This is a genomic window from Amycolatopsis sp. FDAARGOS 1241 (assembly GCF_016889705.1).
In the GTDB taxonomy this organism is placed as follows: domain Bacteria; phylum Actinomycetota; class Actinomycetes; order Mycobacteriales; family Pseudonocardiaceae; genus Amycolatopsis.
On record NZ_CP069526.1, the window covers coordinates 1,277,024 to 1,299,145 of the forward strand.

Below are 22,122 nucleotides of genomic sequence, written 5' to 3' on the forward strand. Positions count from 1 at the left end.
GGTCGGGAACGTCCGGACCGACAAGCGCGCCGCGGGTCAGCGGGCGCCGCGGGCGAGGGCGCGGGCGATGACGTTGCGTTGGACTTCGCTGGTGCCCTCGCCGATCTCCAGGATCTTCGCGTCGGCGTAGAAGCGGGAGATCGTGGACTCGCGGATGAAGCCGTAGCCGCCGTGGATCTGGACGCTTTCGCTCGCCGCGCGGTTGGCGACTTCCGACGCGTAGAGCTTCGCCATCGCGGCCGCGGTGCTGAACGGGCGGCCCTGGTCGCCGAGCCAGGCGGCGTTGTAGACGAGCCAGCGCGCGGCCGCAATCTCCGTCGCCATGTCCGCGAGTTTGTGGCCGACGGCTTGGAATCGGTTGAGCCGCTGGCCGAACTGCTCGCGTTCGCCGGCGTGGCGCACCGCGAGATCCAGGGCCTTCTGCGCCAAGGACAACGACAGCGCGGCCACGCTGATCCGCCCGCCGTCCAGGACCTCGAGGAACTGCCGCAACCCGGCGCCTTCGTCGCCGATGAGGTGGTCGTCGGGCAGCCAGCAGTTCGCGAACACGAGTTCGCGGGTGTCGAGCGCGTGCCAGCCGAGCTTCTTCAACGGCTGGCCCTTCGTGTACCCGGGAGTGCCGTCGGGGACGAAGAAGGTTCCGTACCGCTTTCCGCCGTCGTCGTTGGAGCCCGTCACCGCCAGGACGGTGACCCCGAGGCTCATCCCGGTGCCCGCGTTGCTGATGAACATCTTCGTGCCGTCCAGCAGCCAGCCGCCATCGGCGCGGCGGGCGCGGGTGCGGATGCCGGCGGCGTCGGAGCCGGCCGTGGGCTCGGTGAGGCCGAACGCGCCGATCGCCTCGCCCGATGCGAGCGGACGCAGCCACCGCTCCTTCTGCTCGTGCGTGCCGAAGGTCGCCAGCGGAAGCGACGCGATCGTCGAGTGCGCGTTCCAGGCCGAGGCGATCGACTGGTCGGCCGCGCCCAGCTCCTCCATCGCGGCCACATAGGACACGAACCCGGCGTCGGCGCCACCGTACTTCTCGTCGACCAGCATGCCCATCAGGCCGAGCCGGCCGAGGTCGTGGAACACCTCGACGGGGAAGTGGGAGCGCTCCGACCAGTCGGCGGCGTACGGCGCGATCTCCTTCGCGGCGAAGTCCCGGCAGAGCTGCTTCAGCGCGACGGTTTCCTCGGGCAGGTCGAAGTCCATCAGTGCTCCTCGGGCTTCAGCAGGATCTTGAGGTGGCTGCCACGGTCGGCTTCGAGCTCGGCGAACGCGTCGAGCCCGGCTGAGAGCGGCCGCACGCCGGTGAGCATCGGCGTCGCGTCGAGGCGGCCGGTCGCGATCAGGTCGAGCACGCGCGGGATGTCGAAGTTGTAGCCGAGCGAACCCAGCACCGTGCGCTCGAACGGCACGATCTGCGTGATCGGCAGCGAGGCGGCAGAACCACTGATCCCGCACAGCACCGCGCGCCCGCCGCGGCGCACGGTGTTCACGGCCAGCTCCACCAGCTCCGGCCGCCCCGTCGCCTCCACCACCACGTCGGGCCCGACCCGGCCGGTGCGCAGGAAAACCTCGCGGCGGACATCGGCCTGGGCAGGGTCGTACACCTCGGTCGCGCCGATCTCGGCCGCCTTGCGCGCGCGGTCGGGCACGGGCTCGCTCACGTAGAGGCCGGCCGCGCCCGCGAGCTTCGCCGCGAGCAACGCGGCGATCCCGATCGGGCCCGCTCCCAGCACCAGCACGTGGTCACCCGGCTGGACGCCGGCACGCCGGATCGCGTGCAGGCCGACGGCGAGTGGCTCGGCCAGCGCCGCCAGCTCGTCGGACACGCCGTCGGGGATCGGCACGAGCCCTTCGACGGGCACGGTCACCTTCGACGCGAACCCGCCGTCGGCCGCCAGGCCGATCGAGCCGCCCTTCGCGCAGATGTGGTACTCGCCGTGGGTGCACCAGCGGCACACCCCGCAGCGCAGGCACGGGTCCACCGCCACGCGCGTGCCGACTTCGACGCCCGGCGCGGGCGAACCGAGCGCCACGACCGTGCCGCTCATCTCGTGCCCGAGGGTGAACGGCGGTTCGAGCCCGGTCAGCGGGTGCGGTCCGGTGCGGATCAGGTTGGGGCCGTGCGCGAACTCGTGCAGGTCGGTGCCGCAGATGCCGCAGCTGGACACGGCGAGCACCGCCTGACCGGGCTGCGGCGCCGGCGGTTCCGGCACGTCGTCGAGGCGCAGGTCGCCTTTGGCGTGCCAGCGCAGCGCGTGCACGCGACCACCTCCGAACTGGAGTTGTTTTTTCGAACAGTCGGTACAAGAATCGTGGTTCCCGGCGCGATGTCAAGAGGCCGGGCGAAAACCACTGAACGGCAAGGGCAGGAGCGTGATGACTTCCACCCGGGTGAGCGACCTCGCCACGGCATTCGACGGCGACCCGAACGCACTGGCCGACATGTACCGGCGGATGCGGCTGATCCGGCAGTTCGAAGACCGGGCGGCTCGGCTGTACCGCAACAACGAGATCCCCGGCTTCCTGCACCTGTCGATCGGCCAGGAGGCGTGCGCGGTCGGCGCGTGCCGGGCGCTCGACGACCGCGACGTCGTCACGTCGACGCACCGCGGCCACGGTCACTGCATCGCTAAAGGTCTCGACGTCGAGGGCATGTTCGCCGAGCTCATGGGCAAGGAGACCGGCACGTGCCGCGGCCGCGGCGGGTCGATGCACATCGCCGACCCGCGCAAGGGGATCTTCGGGGCCAACGGGATCGTCGCGGCCGGCCTGCCGATCGCCGCCGGCGCGGGCGCCGCCGCGCAGCTGCGCGCGGAAGGCGGCGTGGTGCTGGCGTTCTTCGGCGACGGCGCGGTCGCGCAGGGCATGTTCCACGAAGCGGCGAACCTCGCTTCGGTGTGGCAGCTTCCGGTGATCTTCTTCTGCGAGAACAACAAGTACGCCGAGTTCTCGCCGATCGCCACGCAGACGCGCGCGTCGCTCGCCGACCGGGCGCCCGGCTACGCGATGGATTACCACCACGTGGACGGCAACGACGTCGCCGCCGTCGCCTCGTTGGTCGGCGGGCTGGTACGGGACCTGCGCGAGGGCGGTGGTCCCGTGCTGGTCGAGGCCGACACGTACCGCTGGCACGGCCACTACGAAGGCGACCCCGAGAAGTACCGGGAACCTGAAGAGCTCGCGGAGTGGAAGGACCGCGACCCGCTCGTGCGCGTGGCCGCGCGGCTGCGGGAGCTGGGCACCGACGTCGCCCCGCTCGACGCGGAAGTCGACAAGGAGATCGAGGCGGCCGTCGACGCCGCGCGCGCCGCGGCCGAGCCGTCGCCGGACACGTTGCACCACTTCGTCGGGGTGCCCCGGGAACCCGTGCCGGAACCACCCGAGGCGGCGGGCGAGATCTTCCGGACGATGGACGCGATCCGGGGCGCTCTGGACCACGAGCTGGCGGCCGACGACTCCGTGTTCCTGGCCGGCATCGACGTCGGCGCCGGCGGCAACGTCTTCGGCCTGACCCGGGGACTCGCCGAGAAGTATCCCGGCCGCGTGCGGGACACGCCGATCTCGGAGAGCGCGATCATCGGCGCCGGTGTGGGCGCGGCGATGGCCGGGTTGCGGCCGGTCGTCGAGCTGATGTACTTCGACTTCGTCGGGGTGTGCCTCGATCAGCTGATGAACCAGGCTGCGAAGCTGCGGTTCATGACGGGCGGCGCGGTGAGCCTGCCGATGGTCGTGCGCACGCAGTTCGGGGCGGGGAAGTCGTCGGGCAGCCAGCATTCGCAGAGCCTCGAAGCGCTGCTCGCGCACATCCCGGGCCTGACCGTGGTGATGCCGTCGACGCCGGCGGACACCTACGGCTTGCTGCGCGCCGCGATCCGGGACCCCAATCCCGTGGTGTTCGTGGAGAACCGCCTGATGTACGGGCGCAAGGGGCCGCAGCCGCCGCCGTCGCACCTGGTGCCGCTGGGCCGGGCGGCGGTGCGCCGCTCGGGGACCGATGTCACGCTCGTGTCGTACTCGAAGCTGGTGCACGACTGCGTCGACGTCGCGGAAGAGCTGGCGGGCGAGGGCATCAGTGTCGAGGTGATCGACCTGCGCACGATCGCGCCGCTCGACACCGCGACGGTCCTGCAGTCGCTCGCGAAAACCGGCCGGCTCGTAGTGGCGCACCAGGCCGTGGGCGACTTCGGCGTGGGCGCGGAGCTGGCCGCGGTCGCCGCGCGCGAAGGCTTCTGGACGCTGGACGCACCCGTGCTCCGCGTCGGCGCCGAGCGGACGCCCGCGCCGTACGCGCCGTCGCTGGAACGGGTGTGGCTGCCGTCCAAGGAAAGGATCGCGTCGGCGGTACGGGAATCGGCCCGCGCGTGACTACGCTGCCCGCATGGATTCCGGCCAGGTCTCGGTGTGGGTGCCGATCGTCGTCGCGGTGCTGGGCATCCTGGGGGTGGTGAGCGGCCAGCTGATCAACGTCTGGCGCGAAGATCGCCGCTGGGCCCGCGAAGCCGAACGCGACGACCGGCGCTGGGCCCGCGAACGCCGGCGCGACATCGACGCCCATTGGCGTGACAAGCGTTTCGACGTGCACGTCTCCGTCCTCGCCGCCTTCCGCGACTGGGACCGCGCGCTGGCGAAGCCCGTCGCCGCGCGCGAGGCGGGGCACGAGCCGGATGTTTCGGCTGCCGACGAGCTGCCGGCGCTCGAAGACCAGGCGCAACAGGTGCTCTCCGGCCTGATGGTCTTCGGCCCCGCCGCGCTTGCCACCGCCGCCGACGGCGTCTACGTGGAATTCCGCCGGTGCCACGACTACGCACTGGGCCGCCGGGAGCTCGGCGCGCCGGTGAAAGAGCAGCGCTACCTCGCGATCCTGCTGGACGGGCTTCGCCAGCAGGTCCGCGAGGCCCTCCAGATCACCGCGGAGTCCGACCGCGAACCGGAGCCCGCCACCAAGCCCGGCCGCGGCCGGGACGCGCAGCCGCGCGCCGTCGACGGAGCAAAAGCGGTGCGCGGCTAGCTTGGGTTTTAACCTGTTCGGCGGGGTCGTGGGTTGCTCGATCTGGTGTTCTTGCCGTGTTTGGATTTTCGGGTGTTCGTGCTGGTGACGACGTAGACGTCGTGGCGTGATGCGGGCCGGTGGTTGACTGTTCCGGCGGGACGTCCAGGACCGGGCCGCGACGGTTTCGGGACACCGGCCGGGCAGGCGAGTTGTGGACGCAGGTTCCGAAACCCTCGGCGGACCCGTGCCGGGGAGAGCCGCAGGGCTGGTCGGGGTCTTTCCCAGGGGCGGCGCAGATCCGCTGTGAGGTCGCGGGCGAGCCGCAGCTGGGTGTAAGCGCTCAGCAGCAGCCAGGTCCATCGGTCGGCCGCCTCGGGCGAGCGAAGTTTCGGGGTGGTCCAGCCGAGGGTCTGCTTGAGCATGCGGAAGGTGTGCTCGATATCGAAGCGGCGCAGGAACGCCTGCCAGGCCAGATCAACCTCGGCGTGGCCCAGGCCAGTGCGCGAGTGCCAGAGCCACACCGGTTTTGGGATCGCGCCGGAGGGCAGGCGCTCGACCTGCAGCCGGATCACGGTGCCCTCGATGATCGGCAGAGCGCCGTCGTGGCCGGCCCAGGCGATGCGGTGGGTCAGCCGTGGATGCAGCCGATCCCAAGCCCGGATCAGCGCGGGACCGTAGAGCCGGGTCGTGGTTTCGGTGACGGCATCGGGTTGTCCCCAGGTGGCCGGGTCACCGAAAGCGAACTCGTCGCCGTGGCGGCGGGGCCTGCCCAACGTGCCGGATCGCTGCGGCGGGACCGGGCGGTGCAGGACCCGGTCGGTGCGCATCCGCACCAGCACGGTGATCGGAAGATCGGCCAGCACGTGGGCCGGGCGGGGGCCGTCGTAGCCGGCGTCGGCGACCAGCAGGATGTCCGGGTCTCCCGGCCGCCAGTGCCCGGCCGCGACGAGGCGGCCCACCACGGCGCGGATCTGCTGGGCGGTCACGTTTGCGGCGTTGTCGCCGGGTGTGAGCCGGACCGCGTCCAGCGGCGCGGTCCACGAACCCCGCCCGGACTCGAGCGCGACGACCACGGAGTAGGGCCAGCCCGGCACCATCATGTGCTGGTCCCTGCCACGGCCGTAGGTGTGACACAAGATCCGCTGCGGGCAGGTGTGTGCTTCCGGACGCAGCCAGCAGGTCACGTCCACCGCCAGCACCAGCCGCCCGTCTGCGGCGCGCGGCAGCGGGACCCCGCTCAGCGCGTTGCGTAGCCGATCGATGTCGACCCGTCCGCGTGCCAGTGCGGCATAGCTGCTGCCGTGGCCGCGACGGTGCTCACCGGCCAGGGACAGCTCCGCGATCGACCGGACCGGACCGTCCGCGCACAACACTGCGTCGGTCAGCTCGAACAACGCGTCCGCTCGCCGGGGCAGGCATCGGTAGAACTCCTGCCGGAGCGCGGACAGCTCCCTGCCCGCGCCGGTGGCGCCAGCGTGGTGCACACTGATCAATTGAAGCCCTTGGCTCGATCTTCCGTCTGTCGCAAGAAGGAATGATCGACCAAGGGCTTCACTCATGATCGACAGGGGTCACCACCGACCACTCAGACGTTAAAACTCAAGCTAGGTCGTGTCCTGTAATTGATCTGGCTGTGGTATCTTGTTTGATCTTGGGTTGTGGTGGGTCGGGGTGAGGTGACGGATCGGGCGTGGGCGCGGATCGAGCCGCTGTTGCCGGTGTCGGGTCGGGGTCGGCGATGGCGGGATCACCGGCAGGTGCTCAGCGCGATTCTGTGGAAGCTGCGTACCGGTGCGCCATGGCGTGGCCTGCCCGGACGGTACGGGCCGTGGAAATCTGGGCACGAGCGGTTGCGGTTGTGGACCGCCGATGGCACCTGGCAGAAGATCCTGGACGAGGTGATCGTCAAAGACGACTCGATCGGCGAGGTCGAGTGGTCATCAGCGTGGACTCCAGCGTGGTCCGGGCAGACCAGCACGCTGCCGGTGCCCGAAAAAAAGGGGGGCTGCACGCCCGCCGTCGAAGCCTTCGCGGTCGAGGGGGAAGAACTCGGACGCTCCTGAGGCGGACTGAGCAGCAAAGTCCACCTCGCCGTCGACGGACGCGGCTTGCCCATGCGGGTGCTGCTCACCGGCGGGTACGCCGGCGACAACCCGCAACTGGTAGCGCTGCTCGACGGGCTCGCGGTCGCTCGGATCGGATCGGGCCGGGCCGGGCCACGTTGCCGCCCCGACAGCGTGGTTGCGGATCAGGCGTGCTCGCACCCGTCAACCCGGCGAGCGATGCGGGACCGCGGGATCCGGTTCGTCAGCCCCGCGTGTGAGGACCAGATCGCCCTCCGTGCCGGCAAAGGCTCCCGCGGCGGCTGCCCACCCGTCTTCGACGCCGAGACCTACAGGCGGCGCAACGCGGTCGAACGCTGCTTCAACCGGCTCAAACAGTTTCGCGACCTAGCCACTCGCTATGCCAAACGCGCCGCCTGCGACCACGCCGAACTCACCATCGCCGCCATCATCCTCTGGCTCCGATGATCTACAGGACAGGACCTAGGCGGGCACCCGGGCCCGGAACTCCGCCACCCGTTCCTCGAGGCTCGCGACGTCGTAACCCGGGCTGCAGAAGCCCGAGATCAGCGTCGCGCAGTACTCGCGGGAGAGGAACGCGGCGTCCCAGGGGCCGTCGGGGCGGGCCCACTGGTAGGTGTGGTTGTGCAGGTTCAGGAACTGCAGCATCGCGAGCCGCGGGTCGAGGCGGCGGAAGGCGCCCGTGTCCATGGCCGCCGTCAGGAGATCCAGGACGATGCGCTCGAACTCGCGGCGCTGACGCAGCAGGCGGGCGCGGTTGGCGCCGCGCAGGTGGCGGTAGTCGTGCTCGTACACCCAGATGTGGTCGAGCCGTTCGAGGATGATGTCGAGCAAGGTCTCCGACAGCAGGCGCAGCCGCAGGACCGGGTCCTCGTCGAGGGTGGCGATGCGGCGGGCGGCACTCAGCAACGGCCGCAGGACGCGGTCCTGGATCTCGACGAGGAGGTTCTCCTTCGAGCCGATGTAGTAGTAGAGCGCGCCCTTCGCGAGCCCCGCGACCTGACCGATCTCAGCGATCCCCGTGGCGGCGTAGCCCTGCTTGGCGAACAGCGCCGCCGCCTGGTCGATGATCTCCTGGCGCTTGACCTCGTAGCCGGGTCCGTGTCCCGGTGGTCTCGGCATGCTTCCCCTCCGCGGCTGATTCGAACATCCACTCTAGGCTTCGCCGCCGAAGGTGGCCTTGCCCGGTCCGTCGCGCAGGAACGACGCCATGCCCGCGTCGCGGTCGGCCGTCGCGAACAGTCCCGCAATCAACGACCGCTCCAGCGCGAGGCCGGCGGCGATCGGCGAGTCCAGCCCGTGGTCCACGGCCTCCTTCACCGCCTGGATCGCGAATCGCGGCCCGGCCGCGAGCTGCTGGGCGTACTCGAGCGCGGCAGCAAGTGGATCCGCCGCGACCCGGTCGACGAGACCCAGTGAGAGCGCTTCCGGCGCGCGCACCCGCCGCCCGGTCATCAACAGCTCCTTCGCGCGCGACGGACCGACCAGCCGCGCCAGCCGTTGCGTGCCGCCGGAGCCGGGGATGATGCCGAGCAGCACCTCCGGCTGCCCGAGCACGGCGGCTTCCGACGCGATGCGGAAGTCGGCGGTGAGCGCGAGCTCCAGTCCCCCGCCGAGCGCGTAGCCGTTGATCGCCGCCACGACGGGCATCGGCAGTTCGGCGAACCGCGTGAACGCCTTCTGCAGCGCGCGGTTCCAGCCGAGCACCTCCTCGAACGAGAACCCCGCCAGCTGCTTGATGTCCGCGCCGGCGGCGAACACCTGCTCCCCGCCGTAGAGCACCACGGCGTGGACATCGGAGGCGTCGGCCAAGGAAGCCGCCGCCTCGTCCAACGCGCGCCGCATCCGAGTGTCGAACGCGTTGAGGGGCGGGTGGTCCAGGCGGACCGTCGCGACCCGGCCCGTGGTTTCGACGTGTAGCCGTTCCGTCATCACTGAAGCTCCTCACCTCACCCGGTCCGGGCTTGTCAGGCCGCGATCAGGGTCCTACAGTGCTTCCCATCACGGTTTCTTAGACCGATTGGTACACGAAACTCGGCAGCGGCACAACACACCGGAGTGATGGCCCATGGACGCAGTCGAATCATCCGTCCCCGAAGGACTTTCGGTAGCCCGGGAAGCGGTCACCGACGAGGAGCTCAAGGCACTCGGCGTCAACCTCGAACGGGATTTCCCCGGTTCCACCGCAGCGGACTTCCGCCGCTACCCGGTGCTCTCGGAAGGCGGTTGGTTCACCGTCGTCAAGCACCAGAAAACGCTCGAATCGGTGAGCCGTGAAACCGGGCCGCTGCTCGGCCCGATCGTCCTCACCTCCGACGGCCTCGACGTCAACTGACCACGAATCACCGAAAGGCGGGTAGTTCCATGATCGGAGTAGACGTCGGCGGCACGTTCACGGACGTGGTGGCGATCGCCGATGGCGAGATCAAGACCGTCAAGGTCGCCACGGACGTGCGCACCACCGAACGCGGTGTGCTGCGCGGTGCCGAAGAGGTCGGCGTGGCGGACTCCGCGGTGTTCAACCACGCGAGCACCCACGGTCTCAACGCGATCATCACGCGGCGGCTGCCGAAGATCGCGTTCCTGACCACCCTGGGACACCGGGACATCCTCGACATCGGCCGCACCTGGCGCCCGGTCGAGGGCCTGACGAACCCGGCGTGGCGCCGTTCCTACGGCGACGCGAACCGCCCGCTCGTGCCGCGGTACCTCCGGCGCGGCATCCGCGAACGGCTGACCGCCGACGGCGGCATCCTGATCCAGCTCGACGAGGAACACGCGCGCGAAGAGCTCGCGGTGCTGCGCAAGTGCGGTGTCGAAGGTGTCGCCATCTGCCTCATCAACGCGTACGTGAACAACCACCACGAGGAGCGCCTGCGCCAGCTCGTGCACGAGGAGCTCGGCGACATCCCGGTGTCGATCTCGAGCGAGGTCTCCCCGCTGGCCAAGGAGTTCGCGCGCGCGTCCACCACGGTCATCGACGTCTTCATGCGCTTGACCTACGACGCCTACACCCAGCGCCTCGACACCGGCCTGCGCGAGCTCGGCTTCGAGGGTGACCTCAACTTCGCCGACTGCGCCGCGCAGCTCGTGCGCTCCGACGTCGCCATGGAACACCCGTTCCGCATCGTCTTCGCCGGCCCCGCCGCGGGCACTGTGTCCAGCGCGCACTTCGGCGGCCTGATCGGCGCCGGCAACCTGCTGTGCGCGGACGTCGGCGGCACCTCGTGCGACATCAGCATGGTCACCGACGGCAAGCCGTTCGTGAACACCACGTTCGAGCTCGAGCACGACCTGATCGTGAACGCGCTGTCCAACGAGGTCTCCAGCATCGGCGCCGGCGGCGGCAGCCTCGTGACGATCAACGCGGCGGGTGAGCTCAAGGTCGGCCCGGGCAGCGCGGGCGCCGACCCCGGCCCGGCCTGCTACGGCCTCGGCGGCACGCAGCCGACGACCACCGACACCTGCCTGCTGATGGGTGTCATCGACCCCGACGGGTTCGCCGGCGGCCGCATGAAGCTCAACCCGGACCTCTCCCGGCAGGCCTTCGAGGCGCTCGATTCGAAGCTGTCGTTCGAGCAGCGCGTGAGCTACGCCTTCAACATCGGCGTCAACAACATCGCCGAAGGCGTCGTGAACATCGCCATCCAGCACGGCGTCGACCCGCGCGACTACAGCCTCGTCGCCTACGGCGCGGCCGGTCCGATGCTGCTGCCCGCCGTGCTGGACCTGGTGCACGCGGCCGAGGTCATCGTGCCGCCGCACCCAGGCCTGTTCTCCGCGCTGGGTCTCGTGAGCTCCGACCTGGTGTACGCCGACAGCCGCAGCGCCTACACGCTGCTCACCGCCGAGGCGGCCGAGCAGGTCGACAAGGTGTACCACTCGATGGAGGAGCGGCTGCGCGAACGCCTGCAGGAGAAGGACCGCGACAACATCGAGTTCGTCCGCAGCTTCGACGGCCGCCTCGCCGGCCAGACGTGGGAGACGCCGTTCATCGGCGTGCCCGCGGGCACGATCGACGCCGAAGCGGTCGCCACGATGGTCGCGAACTTCCACGAGGCCTACGCCGAGCGCTCCGGCAACAAGTTCGAGGCGCTGCCCGTGCAGGGCGTCACCTACCGCGTCCAGGCCGTGGCGAAGGCCGACAAGGTCGAGTACCCCAAGGTGCCCGAGCGCGCCGAGGGCGAGACCTTGGAGCCCACGCGCACGTTGCAGATCCGGTACCTGACCGAAGACGTGCTCCAGGCCGGCGAGTACCAGCGCGCCGACCTGCGCGCCGGCGACCAGGTGCCCGGCCCCGCGGTCATCCGCGAACCGCTGTCCACCACGTTCCTCGTCCCGGGTCAGGTCGCGACCGTCGGGACCTACGGCGAGCTGCGCATCCGGAAGGCGTGAACCATGACCTCTCTGAAGGACCTCGACGACGCCCAGTTCGCCGAGCTGTACGGCGCCGACCGCTTCACCGCGTCGGTGCTGTCGAGCCGCATGCGCTACATCGTGCAGCACATGTGCACGGGCCTGCTGAACAACGCGTTCTCACTCATCCTCCGCGACTGGTACGACTTCGCCGCGACGATCTCCGGCCCGCCGGAGCAGAACTACCCGATGTCGTCGGTGAGCAACAGCCTCGCGATGTTCCTCGGCACGATGTCCGAAGCCGTGCGCAACACGATCGAGGAGTACGGCCCGGAGAACCTCGAGCCGGGTGACGTGATCATCTGCAACGATCCGTACCGCGCGGGCAACCACGTGAACGACATCTGCTTCATCCGCCCGGTGTTCCACGAGGGCAAGCTGATCTCGCTCGTCACGCTGCGCGCGCACCAGCTCGACATGGGTGGCGTGATCCCGGCGGGCTTCTCCGGCACCAAGCGCAACGTGTACGAAAACGGTCTTGTGATCGCGCCGATGCAGCTGTACAAGGACGACAAGCCGGTGAAGTCGGCGTTCAACCTGATCTTCGACAACGCCCGCTACTGCGCGCTGCTGCTGCCGGACATCAAGACGATCTACCAGAACCTGTTGCTCGGCGAGAAGCTGATCAACGAGAGCGTGCAGCGCTACGGTGTCGACGCGTACCTCGGCGCGATCCGCTACTCCACGGACGTTTCGGCAGAATCCATGAGCAGCGCGCTGGCCGAGCTGCCCGACGGCGTGTACGAGGCCGAAGAGGGCATCGACTGCGACGGGGTCGACGACACCGTCGAGTACAAGATCCGGCTCAAGATCACCAAGGCCGCCGACCGGATGGAGCTGGACTTCAGCGGCACGTCGCCGCAGGCGCGCACGAGCATCAACGCCGGCATCCTCGACACGAAGACGGCCGTCGGCGTCGCGCTGAAGTTCCTCATCGATCCGGCCACGCCGTTCACCTCGGGCGCGTACCGGCCGATCGACATCGTGCTCCCGGCCGGCACGTTCATCAGCGCCACGCCACCGGACGGCGCGGTGTTCCTCTACTGGGAGAGCACCGGTCCCGTGCTGCTCGCGGTGTTCCGGGCGCTGGAGAAGGCGCTGGGCCGCAAGGCCGTCGGCGGCGACTACGGTTCGCTGAACATCCACAACGCCAACGGTGTGCTCGCCGACGGCACCCCGTGGGTCACCACCGCGCAGTGCGGCGGCGAGCACGGGCCGTGGGGCGCGACGGAGGCGGGCGACGCCGACAGCTATTCCGTGGTGTACCAGGCCAACAACCTGGACCCGGCCACCGAGGCCATCGAGTCCGAACTGCCGGCCGTGGTGCTGCGCAAGGAGTACTCGCCCGACAGCGGCGGCGCGGGCCAGAACCGCGGTGGCGCGGCGGTGCTCAAGGACACGCTGTACCTCACCGAAGCCGAGCACTGGTCGAGCCCGCTGCACACGAAGTCGGCGAGCGGCGTGGGCGTGTACGGCGGTGAGGCCGGGGCCCTCGGGGCGACGTGGGTGTTCCACCCGGACTACAAGAACGTGACCAAGGACAAGGACCTCATCGGCACCGAGCCCGAGGTCTACGCCGGCGCGACACCGGTCGCCGGGATGCTGAACCCGGAGACCAAGACCGTCGACCCGGACGGCGAGTACTTCTACTTCGCCAGCACGCCGGTGTGGCACACCAAGCCGAACGCCGTGTTCCGCTACCTCACCAACGGCGGCGGGGGCTGGGGTTCGCCGCTGCAGCGCGATCCCGAGCGCGTGTGCCGCGACGTGCGCGACGAGTACGTGACCATCGACGGCGCGTACCGCCACTACGGCGTGGTGATCACCGGCGACCCGCACGGCGATCCGGAGAACCTGAAGATCGATCACGACGCCACCGCCAAGCGCCGCGCCGAGCTGGCCGCGAAGTAGGGAGGATCTCTTGTCGGAGAACGGAACCGACATCGACCGGCAGAACAAGCTGCGCGAGGCCTTCCTCAAGGAGCGCGGGTACTGGAACACGTTCTGGGAGGGGCTGCTGGGCCTCGACCCGGACTTCTTCGAGGCGTACCTGAACTTCTCGGCCGTGCCTTGGCGCAAGGGCGTGCTGGAGCCGAAGGTCAAGGAACTGATCTACACGGCGATCGACGCGTCCACCACGCACCTGTACGAACCCGGGCTGCGCCAGCACATCCGCAACGCCCTCGGCTACGGGGCCACCAAGGAGGAGATCATGGAGGTGCTGGAGCTCACGAGCGTGCTCGGGATCCACACCTGCACCCTCGGGGTCCCCGTGCTGATGGAGGAACTGGCGGCCCACGAGCAGAAGACGGCGTGACAGCCGGCGTGCTCGACCCGCGCGGCCCGGCTTCCCTGGCCGGGTCGCGCGCGGTCGTGACGGGCGCGGCGCGCGGAATCGGTGCCCGGATCGCCGTCGAGCTCGCGCTCGCCGGGGCTCACGTCACGGTGCTCGACGCCCGTGATCCGGCTGGGACCGTCGCCGAGATCACGGCAGCCGGCGGGTCCGCCGCCGGCCTGACCGTGGACGTCACCGACCGCACCGCCGCCGCCTCGGCCATGGCCGAGGCGGCGGGCCCGGACAACCGCCTCGACGCGCTCGTGACGTGCGCGGCGATCTACGGCGAGACGATGCGGCTCGACGAGCTGTCGGAGTCCGAAGTGGACGCCGTGCTCGGGGTGAACGTGAAGGGCACCCTGTGGTGCATCGGCGGCGCGCTGCCGTTCCTGCGCGGGCACGACGCGCGGGTGGTGTGCATCGGCTCGGTGGCGGGCAAGGTCGGCGGGGTGCTCGCCGGCCCGCACTACGTGGCCAGCAAGGGCGCGGTCCACGCGGTGGTGAAGTGGCTCGCCAAGACCGAAGCGCGCAACGGGATCGTCGCCAACGCCGTGGCCCCCGGCGTGGTCGACACGGACATGATCAAGGACAAGGGGTACTCCGACGACTACAACCCGCTCGGCCGGCTGGCGCGGCCGGAAGAGATCGCTCGCGTGGCGGCCTTCCTGGCCTCGCCCGCGGCGAGCTACATGACGGGTGCGGTCGTCGACGTCAACGGGGGCTACGCGATGGGCTGAGCGCCCTGGGAGAAGGAGGTCCACTGTGGACAGAACAGGGTGTGCGGTCGTCACGGGCGGCGGGTCGGGGATCGGCCGGGCCTGCGCGCTGCGCCTGGCCGAGGACGGCCGGCCGCTCGTGCTGCTCGACGCCGACGGCGCGGCGGCCGAACGCACGGCCAAGGAGATCGACGGACCGGCGGCGGCGTTCGCGGTCGACGTCACCGACGAGGAAGCGGTGGCCGGCGCGATCACGCAGGCCACCGAACGGTTCGGGCCGCCGAAGGTGCTCGTGAACGCCGCAGGCATCATCATCCGCAAGAAGCTGCTCGAGTCCACGGTGGACGAATGGCGGCGCGTGCTCGACGTGAACCTCACCGGCTACTTCATCCTGCTCAAGCAGGTGATCCCGCTGATGGCCGCGGGCGGTGGGGGTTCGATCGTGCAGATCGCGTCGATCGCCGGTCACACCGGTTACGGCTTCTCGTCCTACACCGCGGCGAAGGGTGGCGTGCTGGCGCTCACGAAGCAGCTGGCCGCCGAGCTCGCGCCCGACGGGATCCGCATCAACTCCGTGAGCCCCGGTGTCGTCCACAGCGGACTGAACCGCGACACGCTGGGCAACGAGCACATCCGCGCGGCCACGGTGGCCAACACGCCGCTGGGCCGGATCGGCGAACCGGACGACATCGCGCGCGTCGTGGCTTTCCTCGCCGGGCCGGGCGCCGATTACGTCACGGGCACGGACCTGGTCGCCGACGGCGGCATGATCAGCACCATCCACTGGGGTGCGGCCGGGGGCGAGCTGCACAGCTTCCACGCGCAGGAGCGCTGATGTCGAACTTCGCCACGATCCTCGACCACAACACCGGCCGGTACCCGGACAAGGTCGTGCTCAGCCAGGGGCCGCGGAAGCTGACGAACCGCGAGCTGCTCACCCGCGTCGACGCGCTCGCGTCCGGGCTCACGGAGCTGGGCATCGGCCGCGGCGATGTCGTCGCCCTGCTGCTGTACAACCACCTCGAGTTCCTCGAAGCGGTGTTCGCCGTGAACCGGATCGGGGCGGCGTTCCTGCCGCTCAACTACCGGCTCTCCCCCGAGGAGTGGCGCTACATCCTCGACCACTCGGGCGCGGTGGCGCTGCTGACCGAGCCGGAGTTCCGGTCCGCTGTGGACGGTCTGCCGCTACCGGGGCTGAAGCAGCGGTTGTTGCTCGGCGGGACCGCTTCGGGGTGGACTCCCTACGACGACGTGGTTGCCACGCACCTCGGCCGGTCCGTCGAGCCGGTTCCGGTCGGCGCCGATGACCTGCAACGGCTGATGTACACGTCCGGCACGACGTCGCGCCCGAAGGGCGTGCAGATCACCCACGGCAACCTGGCGTGGAAGAACCTGGGCCACCTCGTGGAGTTCGGCATCACCGCCGAGGACACGACGCTGGTGTGCGGCCCGCTCTACCACGTCGGCGGGTTCGACCTGCCCGGCGTCGGGACACTGCACGCGGGCGGTTCGCTGATCGTGCTGCGGAAGTTCGACGCGGCCGAGGTCGTCGAGACGATCGAACGCGAGCGGCCCACCAACATCTGGCTCGCGCCGTCGATGATGAACGCGATCCTGCAGTTGCCCGACATACTCGAGCGCGACACGTCGTCGATCCGGTTCATCATCGGCGGGGGCGAGAAGATGCCGGTGCCGCTGGTGGAGAAGATCCTCGCAGCGTTCCCGGGCGCTTGGTTCTCCGACGCGTACGGGCTGACCGAGACCGTCTCCGGCGACACCTTCAACGACGCGGAACACATGCTGGCGAAGGTCGGGTCCGTCGGGCGGCCGGTGGTGCACCTGGAGGTGCGGATCGTCGACGAGTCGGGCGCGCCGGTGCCGACCGGGGCGCTGGGCGAGATCGCGCTGCGCGGCCCGAAGGTGAGCATCGGGTACTGGCGCGACGAGGAGGCGACGGCCAAGGCGTTCCGCGCCGGCTGGTTCCACACCGGCGACGTCGGGCGCCTCGACGAGGACGGGTACCTCTACGTCGAGGATCGCAAGAAGGACATGATCGTGTCCGGCGGGGAGAACATCGCGACGCCCGAGGTGGAGCGCGTGCTGTACGAGCACCCGGACGTCGTCGAGGCGGCGGTGGTCGGCATGAGCCACCCGCGGTGGGGAGAGGTGCCCCAGGCGTTCGTCGTCCTCCGTCCGGGCGCCGCGCGCGACCGCGACGCGCTGGTAGCGTTCTGCCGGGATCGGCTGGCGAAGTTCAAGGTGCCCGCGGACCTGGTGTTCCTGGACGAACTGCCGCGGACACCGTCGGGCAAGGTGCTGAAGAGGAACCTGCGCGGATGAACGAATTCGACTTGACGGGCAAGGTCGCCTGGGTGACGGGCGCCGGCAAGGGCCTCGGCCGGGCGATCGCGGTGGCGCTCGCGTCGGCCGGCGCGACGCTCGCCGTGACGTCGCGGACCGAGGCGGACCTGAAGTCGCTGGCCGAGGAGGTCGGCGACGCGCTGGTGCTGCCGGGGTCCGTGTCGGAACCGTCCTTTGCGGACGGTGCGGTGGCGCGGATCGTCGAGTCGCTGGGCCGGATCGACGTGGCCGTGACCGCGGCGGGCATCAGCCCGACGTTCCGCCGCAGCGAGCAGGGCAGCGACGACGACTGGGCGAACGTGCTGGACGTGAACCTGTCCGGCACGTACTACTGCGCCCGCGCCGCCGGACGGCAGATGCTCGAACAGGGCTCGGGGTCGATCATCACGGTGTCGTCGGTGCACGCGCGGTCGGGGTTCGACCGCATCGCCGCGTACGCCGCGAGCAAGGGCGGCGTCGAAGCGCTGTCGCGCGTGCTCGCCGTGGAGTGGGCCCCGCGCGGGGTCCGGGTGAACGTGCTGGCACCCGGCTACTTCCACACCGACCTGTCCGAAGGGCTGGTCACGAGCCGGTGGGGCGAGCGGATCCTGGCGAACATCCCGCAGAACCGAGTCGCGGCGCCACCGGAACTCGGCGGCGCGGCCGTGTACCTGGCTTCGGACGCGTCGACGTACACGACCGGCTCGACGCTGACCGTGGACGGAGGCTGGACGGCCTAGCGGCGCGGCACGATCGCATTACCGGGGGCGACGCCGCGATGCTGCCGGTCCGCACCGGCGGAACGTGGTCGTCGGTTTTCGAGTGCGCCGGCGATGGTGGAGGGATCCGCTAGCGGTATCGCTGCGGATCCGCCGGCAGGACATGCCCCGGGTTGTTCGGTCTCCGGCAGACAGTCGATCTGGAACACCGTGCCGCGGCGGTTGGTGACCGCAGCGGACGTGGTCGGTCTGGCGGATGGGGCGGTGTCGTTGGCCTTGGTTGGGTCCGGCCGGGCCACAGACGCGCCGAGGTTCGGGCACCTCCTGCATCTCTGCGTCGCCCGTGCCGGAAGCGGCCGGGTCCGCACGCGTCGTAACCGCCTCCGGGGCGAGAAGGCGCAGTCCTCACGAGCGGTCCGCGGGCACCCGCGCCCCGCGGTATCACCGCTGTGACCCCGAACCTGCCGATCAGGCCGGGCACCGCAAGCGCCTGGAAGCTAGCGGCGCGACGCGATCGCGGTGGTCTCCGGCTCCGCCGCGAGCACGAACTCCTCGCGGCGGAACACGCCTTCCTGGAAGAAGACCCGTCGCGCGACCGGCCGGCGGCCGCGGGCGGTGACCACGAGGTCCACGAACTGCTCCGGGAGCCCGCCGACGGCGAACGCGCCGTCGGCGTCGGTGCGGGTGCGCACCAGCTGGCGGCCTCGGCCGTCGGTGACGGTCAGGTTCGCGCCGGCGACGCGTTCACCGGTGGTCGAGCGCACGGTGCCGATCAGCATCGGCGTCAGTTCGCCGAAGTGGTGTTCGCGGGGCGGCAGCGCGGTGGGGATCGGCATCTCGAGCGATGGGTCTTCCACCGGTGGGCCGGCACTGACGGTCGCGGTCTGCCGCCGCACCCACACCGCGTGGCCCGTGTTCAATGCGGTGCCGAGTGCGAACCAGGCGCCGAGCACGAGGACGGGCCCGGCGACCCCGGCGCCGTGGAAGTAGGCGATCCCGCGGACGGCGTCGATCAGGTTCCCCATCGGCAGGATCGGGTGCAGGGCGCGGAAGAACGCGGGTTCCAGCACCGACGGCATCGCGCCGCTGCTGGAGGCCACGCTGAGGATGATGAACAGCACCACCGCGACACCGGGGAAGAACTGCTTGAAGATCGGCACGAGCCCCTGTGAGGTCAGGGAGATCACGAGGCAGAACAGGAAAGCCACGGCGAGTACCGCCGGGGCGTCGGGCACCACGTCCATGCTGCGCGCGATGAAGTAGCCCGCCACGGCCAGGAAGGCGTCCCAGCCGAGGAGCGTCAGCACCTTGCCGCGCCGGCTGAGCCCGACGGCTCGTAGCAGCATCATCACGGCGAAGTAGCTGGGGAACGCCCACGCGAGCACGAGGTAGAACAGCCCGTTGCCCGTGGCGTCGCCGGGCGCCGTGGGCGCGAGGTCGGTCACGGTGAGCGTGGTGCCGCGCGCCGCCTGCGGGGTGAACGCCTGGGTGAGCACCGTTTCGAGCGGGACGCCGTTGGCCTTCGCGACGTACAGCACCGGATGGGCCGCGTCGGCCACGAAGGCGGCCGCCACCGAGCGATCGAGCACGCCGCGCCGGGCCGCCCCCGCGCCGGGCACCGCTCGCACGTCGAACCCGCCAGGGCTGGCCTGGTCCAGCGCAGCCCGCACGTGCGCCGCGGCTGCCGGATCGGCCACGGCCACCGGCACGTGGTGCGGCTGCGGGTGGTGGAAGGCGATCAGGTAGATGACCGCGAATCCGGCGAACAAGACAACGCAGAACCACAGGTTCTCCGCCAGCGTGCGGATGAGGGAAGGTTTCGCCGCGCGCTGATCAGCCATGGTCGCAGGCTAACTTGCAGCACTGCAAATTTGCAGTAGTGTAATGAACATGACAGAGCCCGGGCTTCGGGAGCGCAAGAAGGAAGCGACCCGGCAGGCGATCCGGGCGGCGGCGGTCGCGCTCTACCGCGAGCGTGGTCCGCAGGCGGTGACCGTCGACGACATCTGCGCGCGGGCCGGCGTCTCGCCTCGCACCTTCTTCAACTACTTCGACAGCAAGGAAGAAGCGGTCCTGTCGCTGGCGCTGACCCCCGGCGGGGTCGGCGCCGGCCTCGCCGCGCGGCCGGCGGGTGAAAGACCGATGGCGAGTCTGCGGGCGGTGTTCACGCAGCGGTTCGAACAGGTCGAGAACGACCCGACGGTTCAGGAGCGGGCACTGCTGCTGCGCGAGCACCCTGACCTGTGGGCGCGGCTGGCGCAGACGAGCCGGTTCGTGGAAGAAGCCGCGGCCGAAGCGATCGCCGAGCGGATCGGCCGTTCCGTCGACGACGTGTACGTCCGGATGACCGTGCTGGCCGCGTTCGCGGCGACCCGGACTGCGTTCACGTGCTGGCACCCCGGCGCGGGGATGGGGCTGGTGGCGCTGGTCAACCAGGCGATGGACGCGCTGGAGGCGGGGCTCGAGCCGCCGCGCGCCTGAGGTCCGTTGTGGACGATGTTGTCCATTGTGGACAGCGCGGTCAGCCCACGGTGAACTCGATCCCCGTCAGCTCCTCCGACCGGGTCCACAGCTTCGCGGCGATCGCCGGATCGCGGTCGGCTTCGACGGCGGTCTTGAGCACCGGCTCGCCGACTCCGCCGCGGGCGGGGCCGTAGAACTGGCCGCCACGAGCCCCGGGGTCCACGGCGGCGCGGACGGCGGGCCAGGCGCCGCGGTCCTTGCCCTGCGTGACGGGCGCGGCGAGGCGGAGCCAGGCTTTCGGCTCGGTGATGTGCTCGCGGCGCGGGCTCGCACGGTCGAGGCTGAACCCGGGGTGGGCCAGGATGCACTCGACCTTCGAGCCGGCCGCGCGCAGCCGCCGGTCGAGCTCGAACCCGAACGACTGCACGGCGTGCTTGGAGTTCGCGTACGCGCGCGACTGGGAGTACTTGCGCTCGGTGAGCAGGTCGTCGAGCGCGAACGGCGCCAGCCGCGTGATGAGGCTGCCCATCGGGACGATCCGGGCGTGCCACGTGGTGAGGGCCGGCATCGCGAGCGCGGTGAGCGCGAAGTGGCCGAGGTGGTTCGTGCCCACCGCCAGCTCGAACCCCTGCTTCGTGGTGTGCCGCGTGCGGCCGGGGGAGGTGGAGCCGGCGTTCTCGATCAGGGCGTCGACCCGGTCGCGGGTGCCCAGTTCGCCCGCGGCTTCCCGCACCGAGTCGAGGTCGGCGAGGTCGAGCCGGATCGTGCTGACTTCTCCGCTTCCGGTGTGGCGCTTGATCGTTTCGACTGCGGCCGCGAGCCGCTCCGGGCTGCGCCCGAGGAGGATCACGTGTGCGCCGGCCCCGGTGAGCTGCTCGGAGATGAAGTAGCCGATCCCTGCGCTCCCACCGGTGACGGCGTAGGTGCGGCCGCCGAGGTCGGGCAGCTGTTCGGGATTCCAGGGCACGTTCACTCCTCGGGCTCGGACCGGGGCCCAGCCTAGCCCCGGCGCGGCGGCTGATCGGCTTCGCGAGGGGGCGTCGGCCGGCCCGGGCGTGTGGCAGGTCTTGGTGCGGGGCGGATGCCGGAAATTCCGGTGTCCGGCATCCGATCGCCCGTCTGTGCCGCGCCGGGAGCGGTACTCCTTGGGCCCGTGGCACTTCGCTGCCCTGAACTACGCGATCAGCTTCGCGATCGTGGCGGCGATCGGCGTGGTCGGGTGGCCGAGGAGCTTGCTCAGATGACCCGGGGTGCCCGCGAGGCGGCCGTGGCCGATGGCGACGTCGACGTCGATGTCGGCCAGGATGGTCGCCATCGGGGCCGGGACGCCGGCGGAGGTGAGGACGGCTTCGTACTCCGCGCCGGGGATCGTGCGGTGCTCGACCGGGCGGCCGCCGGCGGTGGCGAGGGCTTCGGCGTACTCGCAGTAGGTCCACGCGTGGTCACCGCTGAGTTCGTAGGCGAGGCCGAGGTGGCCGTCGGTGCGGAGGAGCACGGCGGCGGCCTTCGCGTAGTCCTCGCGGGGCGCGGTGGCGATCCGGGCGTCGGCCGGGACGCTGTTGACGACGGCGCCCAGGGCGAGCGCCCCGGCGGGATCCGGCACAGCGAGTTCGGAGTACCAGTGTTGCGCAGCAGCGTGTAACGGCAGGCCGGAGGCGAGCACGAGCCGCTCGGTGGCGCGGTGGTCGTCGGCGAGCAGGAAGTCGGCGTCCGGTCCGCCGAAGGCGCCGGTGTACGCGAGCTGCGCGACGCCGGCGGCCTTGGCGGCGTCGATCACCGCGGCGTGCTGCCCGACGCGGTGGCCCGGTTCCGTGCCGGACACCAACAACACCCGGTCGCCGGCGGCGAGCGTCTCCGGCTGGTCGTAGTCGCCGGTGTGCTCGCGAACGCCGAGGTCAGCTGCCTTCTCGGCGCTGCGTGCGACGGCCGCGATCTCGCTCGCGGGCACACCGGCCGCGAGGAGGTCCGCGATGACGAGACGGCCCAGCTGCCCGGTCGCGCCGGTGATGACGATGCTCATGATCTTCCTTCGGAGGTGGTCGGCGCCATTCCCGCGGTCACCCCAGGA

The 22,122-nt window shown here is 70.5% G+C and carries 19 protein-coding genes and 1 pseudogene; 12 read left to right on the forward strand and 8 right to left on the reverse strand.

Annotation, left to right across the window (positions count from 1 at the left end):
- Positions 1–36: 36 nt before the first annotated feature.
- Together I6J71_RS06245 and I6J71_RS06250 are read right to left on the reverse strand one after the other, a co-directional pair.
- Positions 37–1,194 carry an acyl-CoA dehydrogenase family protein gene (locus tag I6J71_RS06245; protein ID WP_204093846.1) on the reverse strand — a complete coding sequence of 386 codons (1,158 nt, stop codon included), beginning with the start codon at positions 1,192–1,194 and terminating at the stop codon, positions 37–39.
- Positions 1,194–2,252 carry an alcohol dehydrogenase catalytic domain-containing protein gene (locus tag I6J71_RS06250; RefSeq protein WP_204093847.1) on the reverse strand — a complete coding sequence of 353 codons (1,059 nt, stop codon included), beginning with the start codon at positions 2,250–2,252 and terminating at the stop codon, positions 1,194–1,196. The genes I6J71_RS06245 and I6J71_RS06250 overlap by 1 nt, the downstream gene beginning before the upstream one ends.
- Before the next feature lie 115 nt (positions 2,253–2,367).
- Here I6J71_RS06250 and I6J71_RS06255 point away from each other — a divergent pair, with 115 nt between their 5' ends.
- Both I6J71_RS06255 and I6J71_RS06260 read left to right on the forward strand, forming a co-directional pair.
- A complete protein-coding gene (locus I6J71_RS06255) occupies positions 2,368–4,356 on the forward strand; it encodes a pyruvate dehydrogenase complex E1 component subunit beta (RefSeq protein WP_204093848.1) in 1,989 nt (662 codons plus the stop codon).
- A 13-nt stretch (positions 4,357–4,369) separates the two neighbouring features.
- Positions 4,370–4,999, forward strand: a complete 630-nt coding sequence (locus tag I6J71_RS06260) for a hypothetical protein (RefSeq protein ID WP_204093849.1) — start codon at positions 4,370–4,372, stop codon at positions 4,997–4,999.
- Between the two features lie 8 nt (positions 5,000–5,007).
- Here I6J71_RS06260 and I6J71_RS06265 read toward each other — a convergent pair whose 3' ends face one another.
- On the reverse strand, positions 5,008–6,465 hold the full coding sequence (locus I6J71_RS06265) for an NF041680 family putative transposase (protein WP_239155275.1): 1,458 nt from the start codon (positions 6,463–6,465) through the stop codon (positions 5,008–5,010).
- A gap of 177 nt (positions 6,466–6,642) precedes the next feature.
- Between I6J71_RS06265 and I6J71_RS06270 the strand changes: the two are divergent.
- Positions 6,643–7,512: pseudogene (locus tag I6J71_RS06270) on the forward strand (IS5 family transposase).
- A 15-nt stretch (positions 7,513–7,527) separates the two neighbouring features.
- Here the strand turns inward: I6J71_RS06270 and I6J71_RS06275 are convergent.
- Both I6J71_RS06275 and I6J71_RS06280 read right to left on the reverse strand, forming a co-directional pair.
- Positions 7,528–8,187: a TetR/AcrR family transcriptional regulator gene (locus tag I6J71_RS06275; RefSeq protein ID WP_204093850.1), complete on the reverse strand. Its 660-nt coding sequence runs from the start codon at positions 8,185–8,187 to the stop codon at positions 7,528–7,530.
- Positions 8,188–8,220: 33 nt separating this feature from the next.
- Positions 8,221–8,997 carry an enoyl-CoA hydratase/isomerase family protein gene (locus I6J71_RS06280; protein ID WP_204093851.1) on the reverse strand — a complete coding sequence of 259 codons (777 nt, stop codon included), beginning with the start codon at positions 8,995–8,997 and terminating at the stop codon, positions 8,221–8,223.
- A gap of 136 nt (positions 8,998–9,133) precedes the next feature.
- Here I6J71_RS06280 and I6J71_RS06285 point away from each other — a divergent pair, with 136 nt between their 5' ends.
- From I6J71_RS06285 to I6J71_RS06320, 8 genes are read left to right on the forward strand one after another with little or no spacing between them, the layout of a single operon-like run.
- A complete protein-coding gene (locus I6J71_RS06285) occupies positions 9,134–9,400 on the forward strand; it encodes a hypothetical protein (protein WP_204093852.1) in 267 nt (88 codons plus the stop codon).
- A gap of 29 nt (positions 9,401–9,429) precedes the next feature.
- Positions 9,430–11,460, forward strand: a complete 2,031-nt coding sequence (locus tag I6J71_RS06290) for a hydantoinase/oxoprolinase family protein (RefSeq protein WP_204093853.1) — start codon at positions 9,430–9,432, stop codon at positions 11,458–11,460.
- A 3-nt stretch (positions 11,461–11,463) separates the two neighbouring features.
- Entirely contained in the window at positions 11,464–13,392 is a 1,929-nt protein-coding gene (locus I6J71_RS06295) for a hydantoinase B/oxoprolinase family protein (RefSeq protein WP_204093854.1), read from the forward strand.
- 10 nt (positions 13,393–13,402) lie between these two features.
- Complete coding sequence (locus I6J71_RS06300) at positions 13,403–13,798, forward strand: carboxymuconolactone decarboxylase family protein (RefSeq protein ID WP_204093855.1); 396 nt, start codon at positions 13,403–13,405, stop codon at positions 13,796–13,798.
- Positions 13,795–14,553, forward strand: coding sequence for an SDR family NAD(P)-dependent oxidoreductase (locus I6J71_RS06305; RefSeq protein WP_239154469.1), 759 nt, complete (start codon positions 13,795–13,797; stop codon positions 14,551–14,553). Before I6J71_RS06300 ends, I6J71_RS06305 begins: the two co-directional genes overlap by 4 nt.
- A 25-nt stretch (positions 14,554–14,578) precedes the next feature.
- Positions 14,579–15,367 (forward strand): SDR family NAD(P)-dependent oxidoreductase, encoded by a 789-nt coding sequence (locus tag I6J71_RS06310; protein WP_204093856.1) that lies wholly within the window; start codon positions 14,579–14,581, stop codon positions 15,365–15,367.
- Complete coding sequence (locus tag I6J71_RS06315; RefSeq protein ID WP_204093857.1) at positions 15,367–16,872, forward strand: long-chain fatty acid--CoA ligase; 1,506 nt, start codon at positions 15,367–15,369, stop codon at positions 16,870–16,872. Before I6J71_RS06310 ends, I6J71_RS06315 begins: the two co-directional genes overlap by 1 nt.
- Complete coding sequence (locus I6J71_RS06320; protein ID WP_204093858.1) at positions 16,869–17,612, forward strand: SDR family NAD(P)-dependent oxidoreductase; 744 nt, start codon at positions 16,869–16,871, stop codon at positions 17,610–17,612. The genes I6J71_RS06315 and I6J71_RS06320 overlap by 4 nt, the downstream gene beginning before the upstream one ends.
- A 476-nt stretch (positions 17,613–18,088) precedes the next feature.
- Here I6J71_RS06320 and I6J71_RS06325 read toward each other — a convergent pair whose 3' ends face one another.
- Complete coding sequence (locus I6J71_RS06325; RefSeq protein ID WP_204093859.1) at positions 18,089–19,432, reverse strand: carboxypeptidase regulatory-like domain-containing protein; 1,344 nt, start codon at positions 19,430–19,432, stop codon at positions 18,089–18,091.
- A gap of 49 nt (positions 19,433–19,481) precedes the next feature.
- Here I6J71_RS06325 and I6J71_RS06330 point away from each other — a divergent pair, with 49 nt between their 5' ends.
- Positions 19,482–20,072, forward strand: coding sequence for a TetR/AcrR family transcriptional regulator (locus I6J71_RS06330; protein ID WP_204093860.1), 591 nt, complete (start codon positions 19,482–19,484; stop codon positions 20,070–20,072).
- Between the two features lie 40 nt (positions 20,073–20,112).
- On the opposite strand, the gene I6J71_RS06335 is transcribed toward I6J71_RS06330, so the two are convergent.
- Positions 20,113–21,021, reverse strand: a complete 909-nt coding sequence (locus I6J71_RS06335; protein WP_204093861.1) for an SDR family NAD(P)-dependent oxidoreductase — start codon at positions 21,019–21,021, stop codon at positions 20,113–20,115.
- Positions 21,022–21,228: 207 nt separating this feature from the next.
- Positions 21,229–22,074 (reverse strand): NAD(P)H-binding protein, encoded by an 846-nt coding sequence (locus I6J71_RS06340; protein ID WP_204093862.1) that lies wholly within the window; start codon positions 22,072–22,074, stop codon positions 21,229–21,231.
- Positions 22,075–22,122 lie beyond the last annotated feature (48 nt).

Excerpts from the sequence above, each read along its gene's own strand:
- I6J71_RS06245 (WP_204093846.1), bottom strand. The coding sequence starts at position 1,194 with ATGGACTTCGACCTGCCCGAGGAAACCGTCGCGCTGAAGCAGCTCTGC.
- I6J71_RS06255 (WP_204093848.1), top strand. The coding sequence starts at position 2,368 with ATGACTTCCACCCGGGTGAGCGACCTCGCCACGGCATTCGACGGCGAC.
- I6J71_RS06260 (WP_204093849.1), top strand. The coding sequence starts at position 4,370 with ATGGATTCCGGCCAGGTCTCGGTGTGGGTGCCGATCGTCGTCGCGGTG.
- I6J71_RS06275 (WP_204093850.1), bottom strand. The coding sequence starts at position 8,187 with ATGCCGAGACCACCGGGACACGGACCCGGCTACGAGGTCAAGCGCCAG.
- I6J71_RS06280 (WP_204093851.1), bottom strand. The coding sequence starts at position 8,997 with ATGACGGAACGGCTACACGTCGAAACCACGGGCCGGGTCGCGACGGTC.
- I6J71_RS06285 (WP_204093852.1), top strand. The coding sequence starts at position 9,134 with ATGGACGCAGTCGAATCATCCGTCCCCGAAGGACTTTCGGTAGCCCGG.
- I6J71_RS06290 (WP_204093853.1), top strand. The coding sequence starts at position 9,430 with ATGATCGGAGTAGACGTCGGCGGCACGTTCACGGACGTGGTGGCGATC.
- I6J71_RS06295 (WP_204093854.1), top strand. The coding sequence starts at position 11,464 with ATGACCTCTCTGAAGGACCTCGACGACGCCCAGTTCGCCGAGCTGTAC.
- I6J71_RS06315 (WP_204093857.1), top strand. The coding sequence starts at position 15,367 with ATGTCGAACTTCGCCACGATCCTCGACCACAACACCGGCCGGTACCCG.
- I6J71_RS06320 (WP_204093858.1), top strand. The coding sequence starts at position 16,869 with ATGAACGAATTCGACTTGACGGGCAAGGTCGCCTGGGTGACGGGCGCC.
- I6J71_RS06325 (WP_204093859.1), bottom strand. The coding sequence starts at position 19,432 with ATGGCTGATCAGCGCGCGGCGAAACCTTCCCTCATCCGCACGCTGGCG.
- I6J71_RS06330 (WP_204093860.1), top strand. The coding sequence starts at position 19,482 with ATGACAGAGCCCGGGCTTCGGGAGCGCAAGAAGGAAGCGACCCGGCAG.
- I6J71_RS06340 (WP_204093862.1), bottom strand. The coding sequence starts at position 22,074 with ATGAGCATCGTCATCACCGGCGCGACCGGGCAGCTGGGCCGTCTCGTC.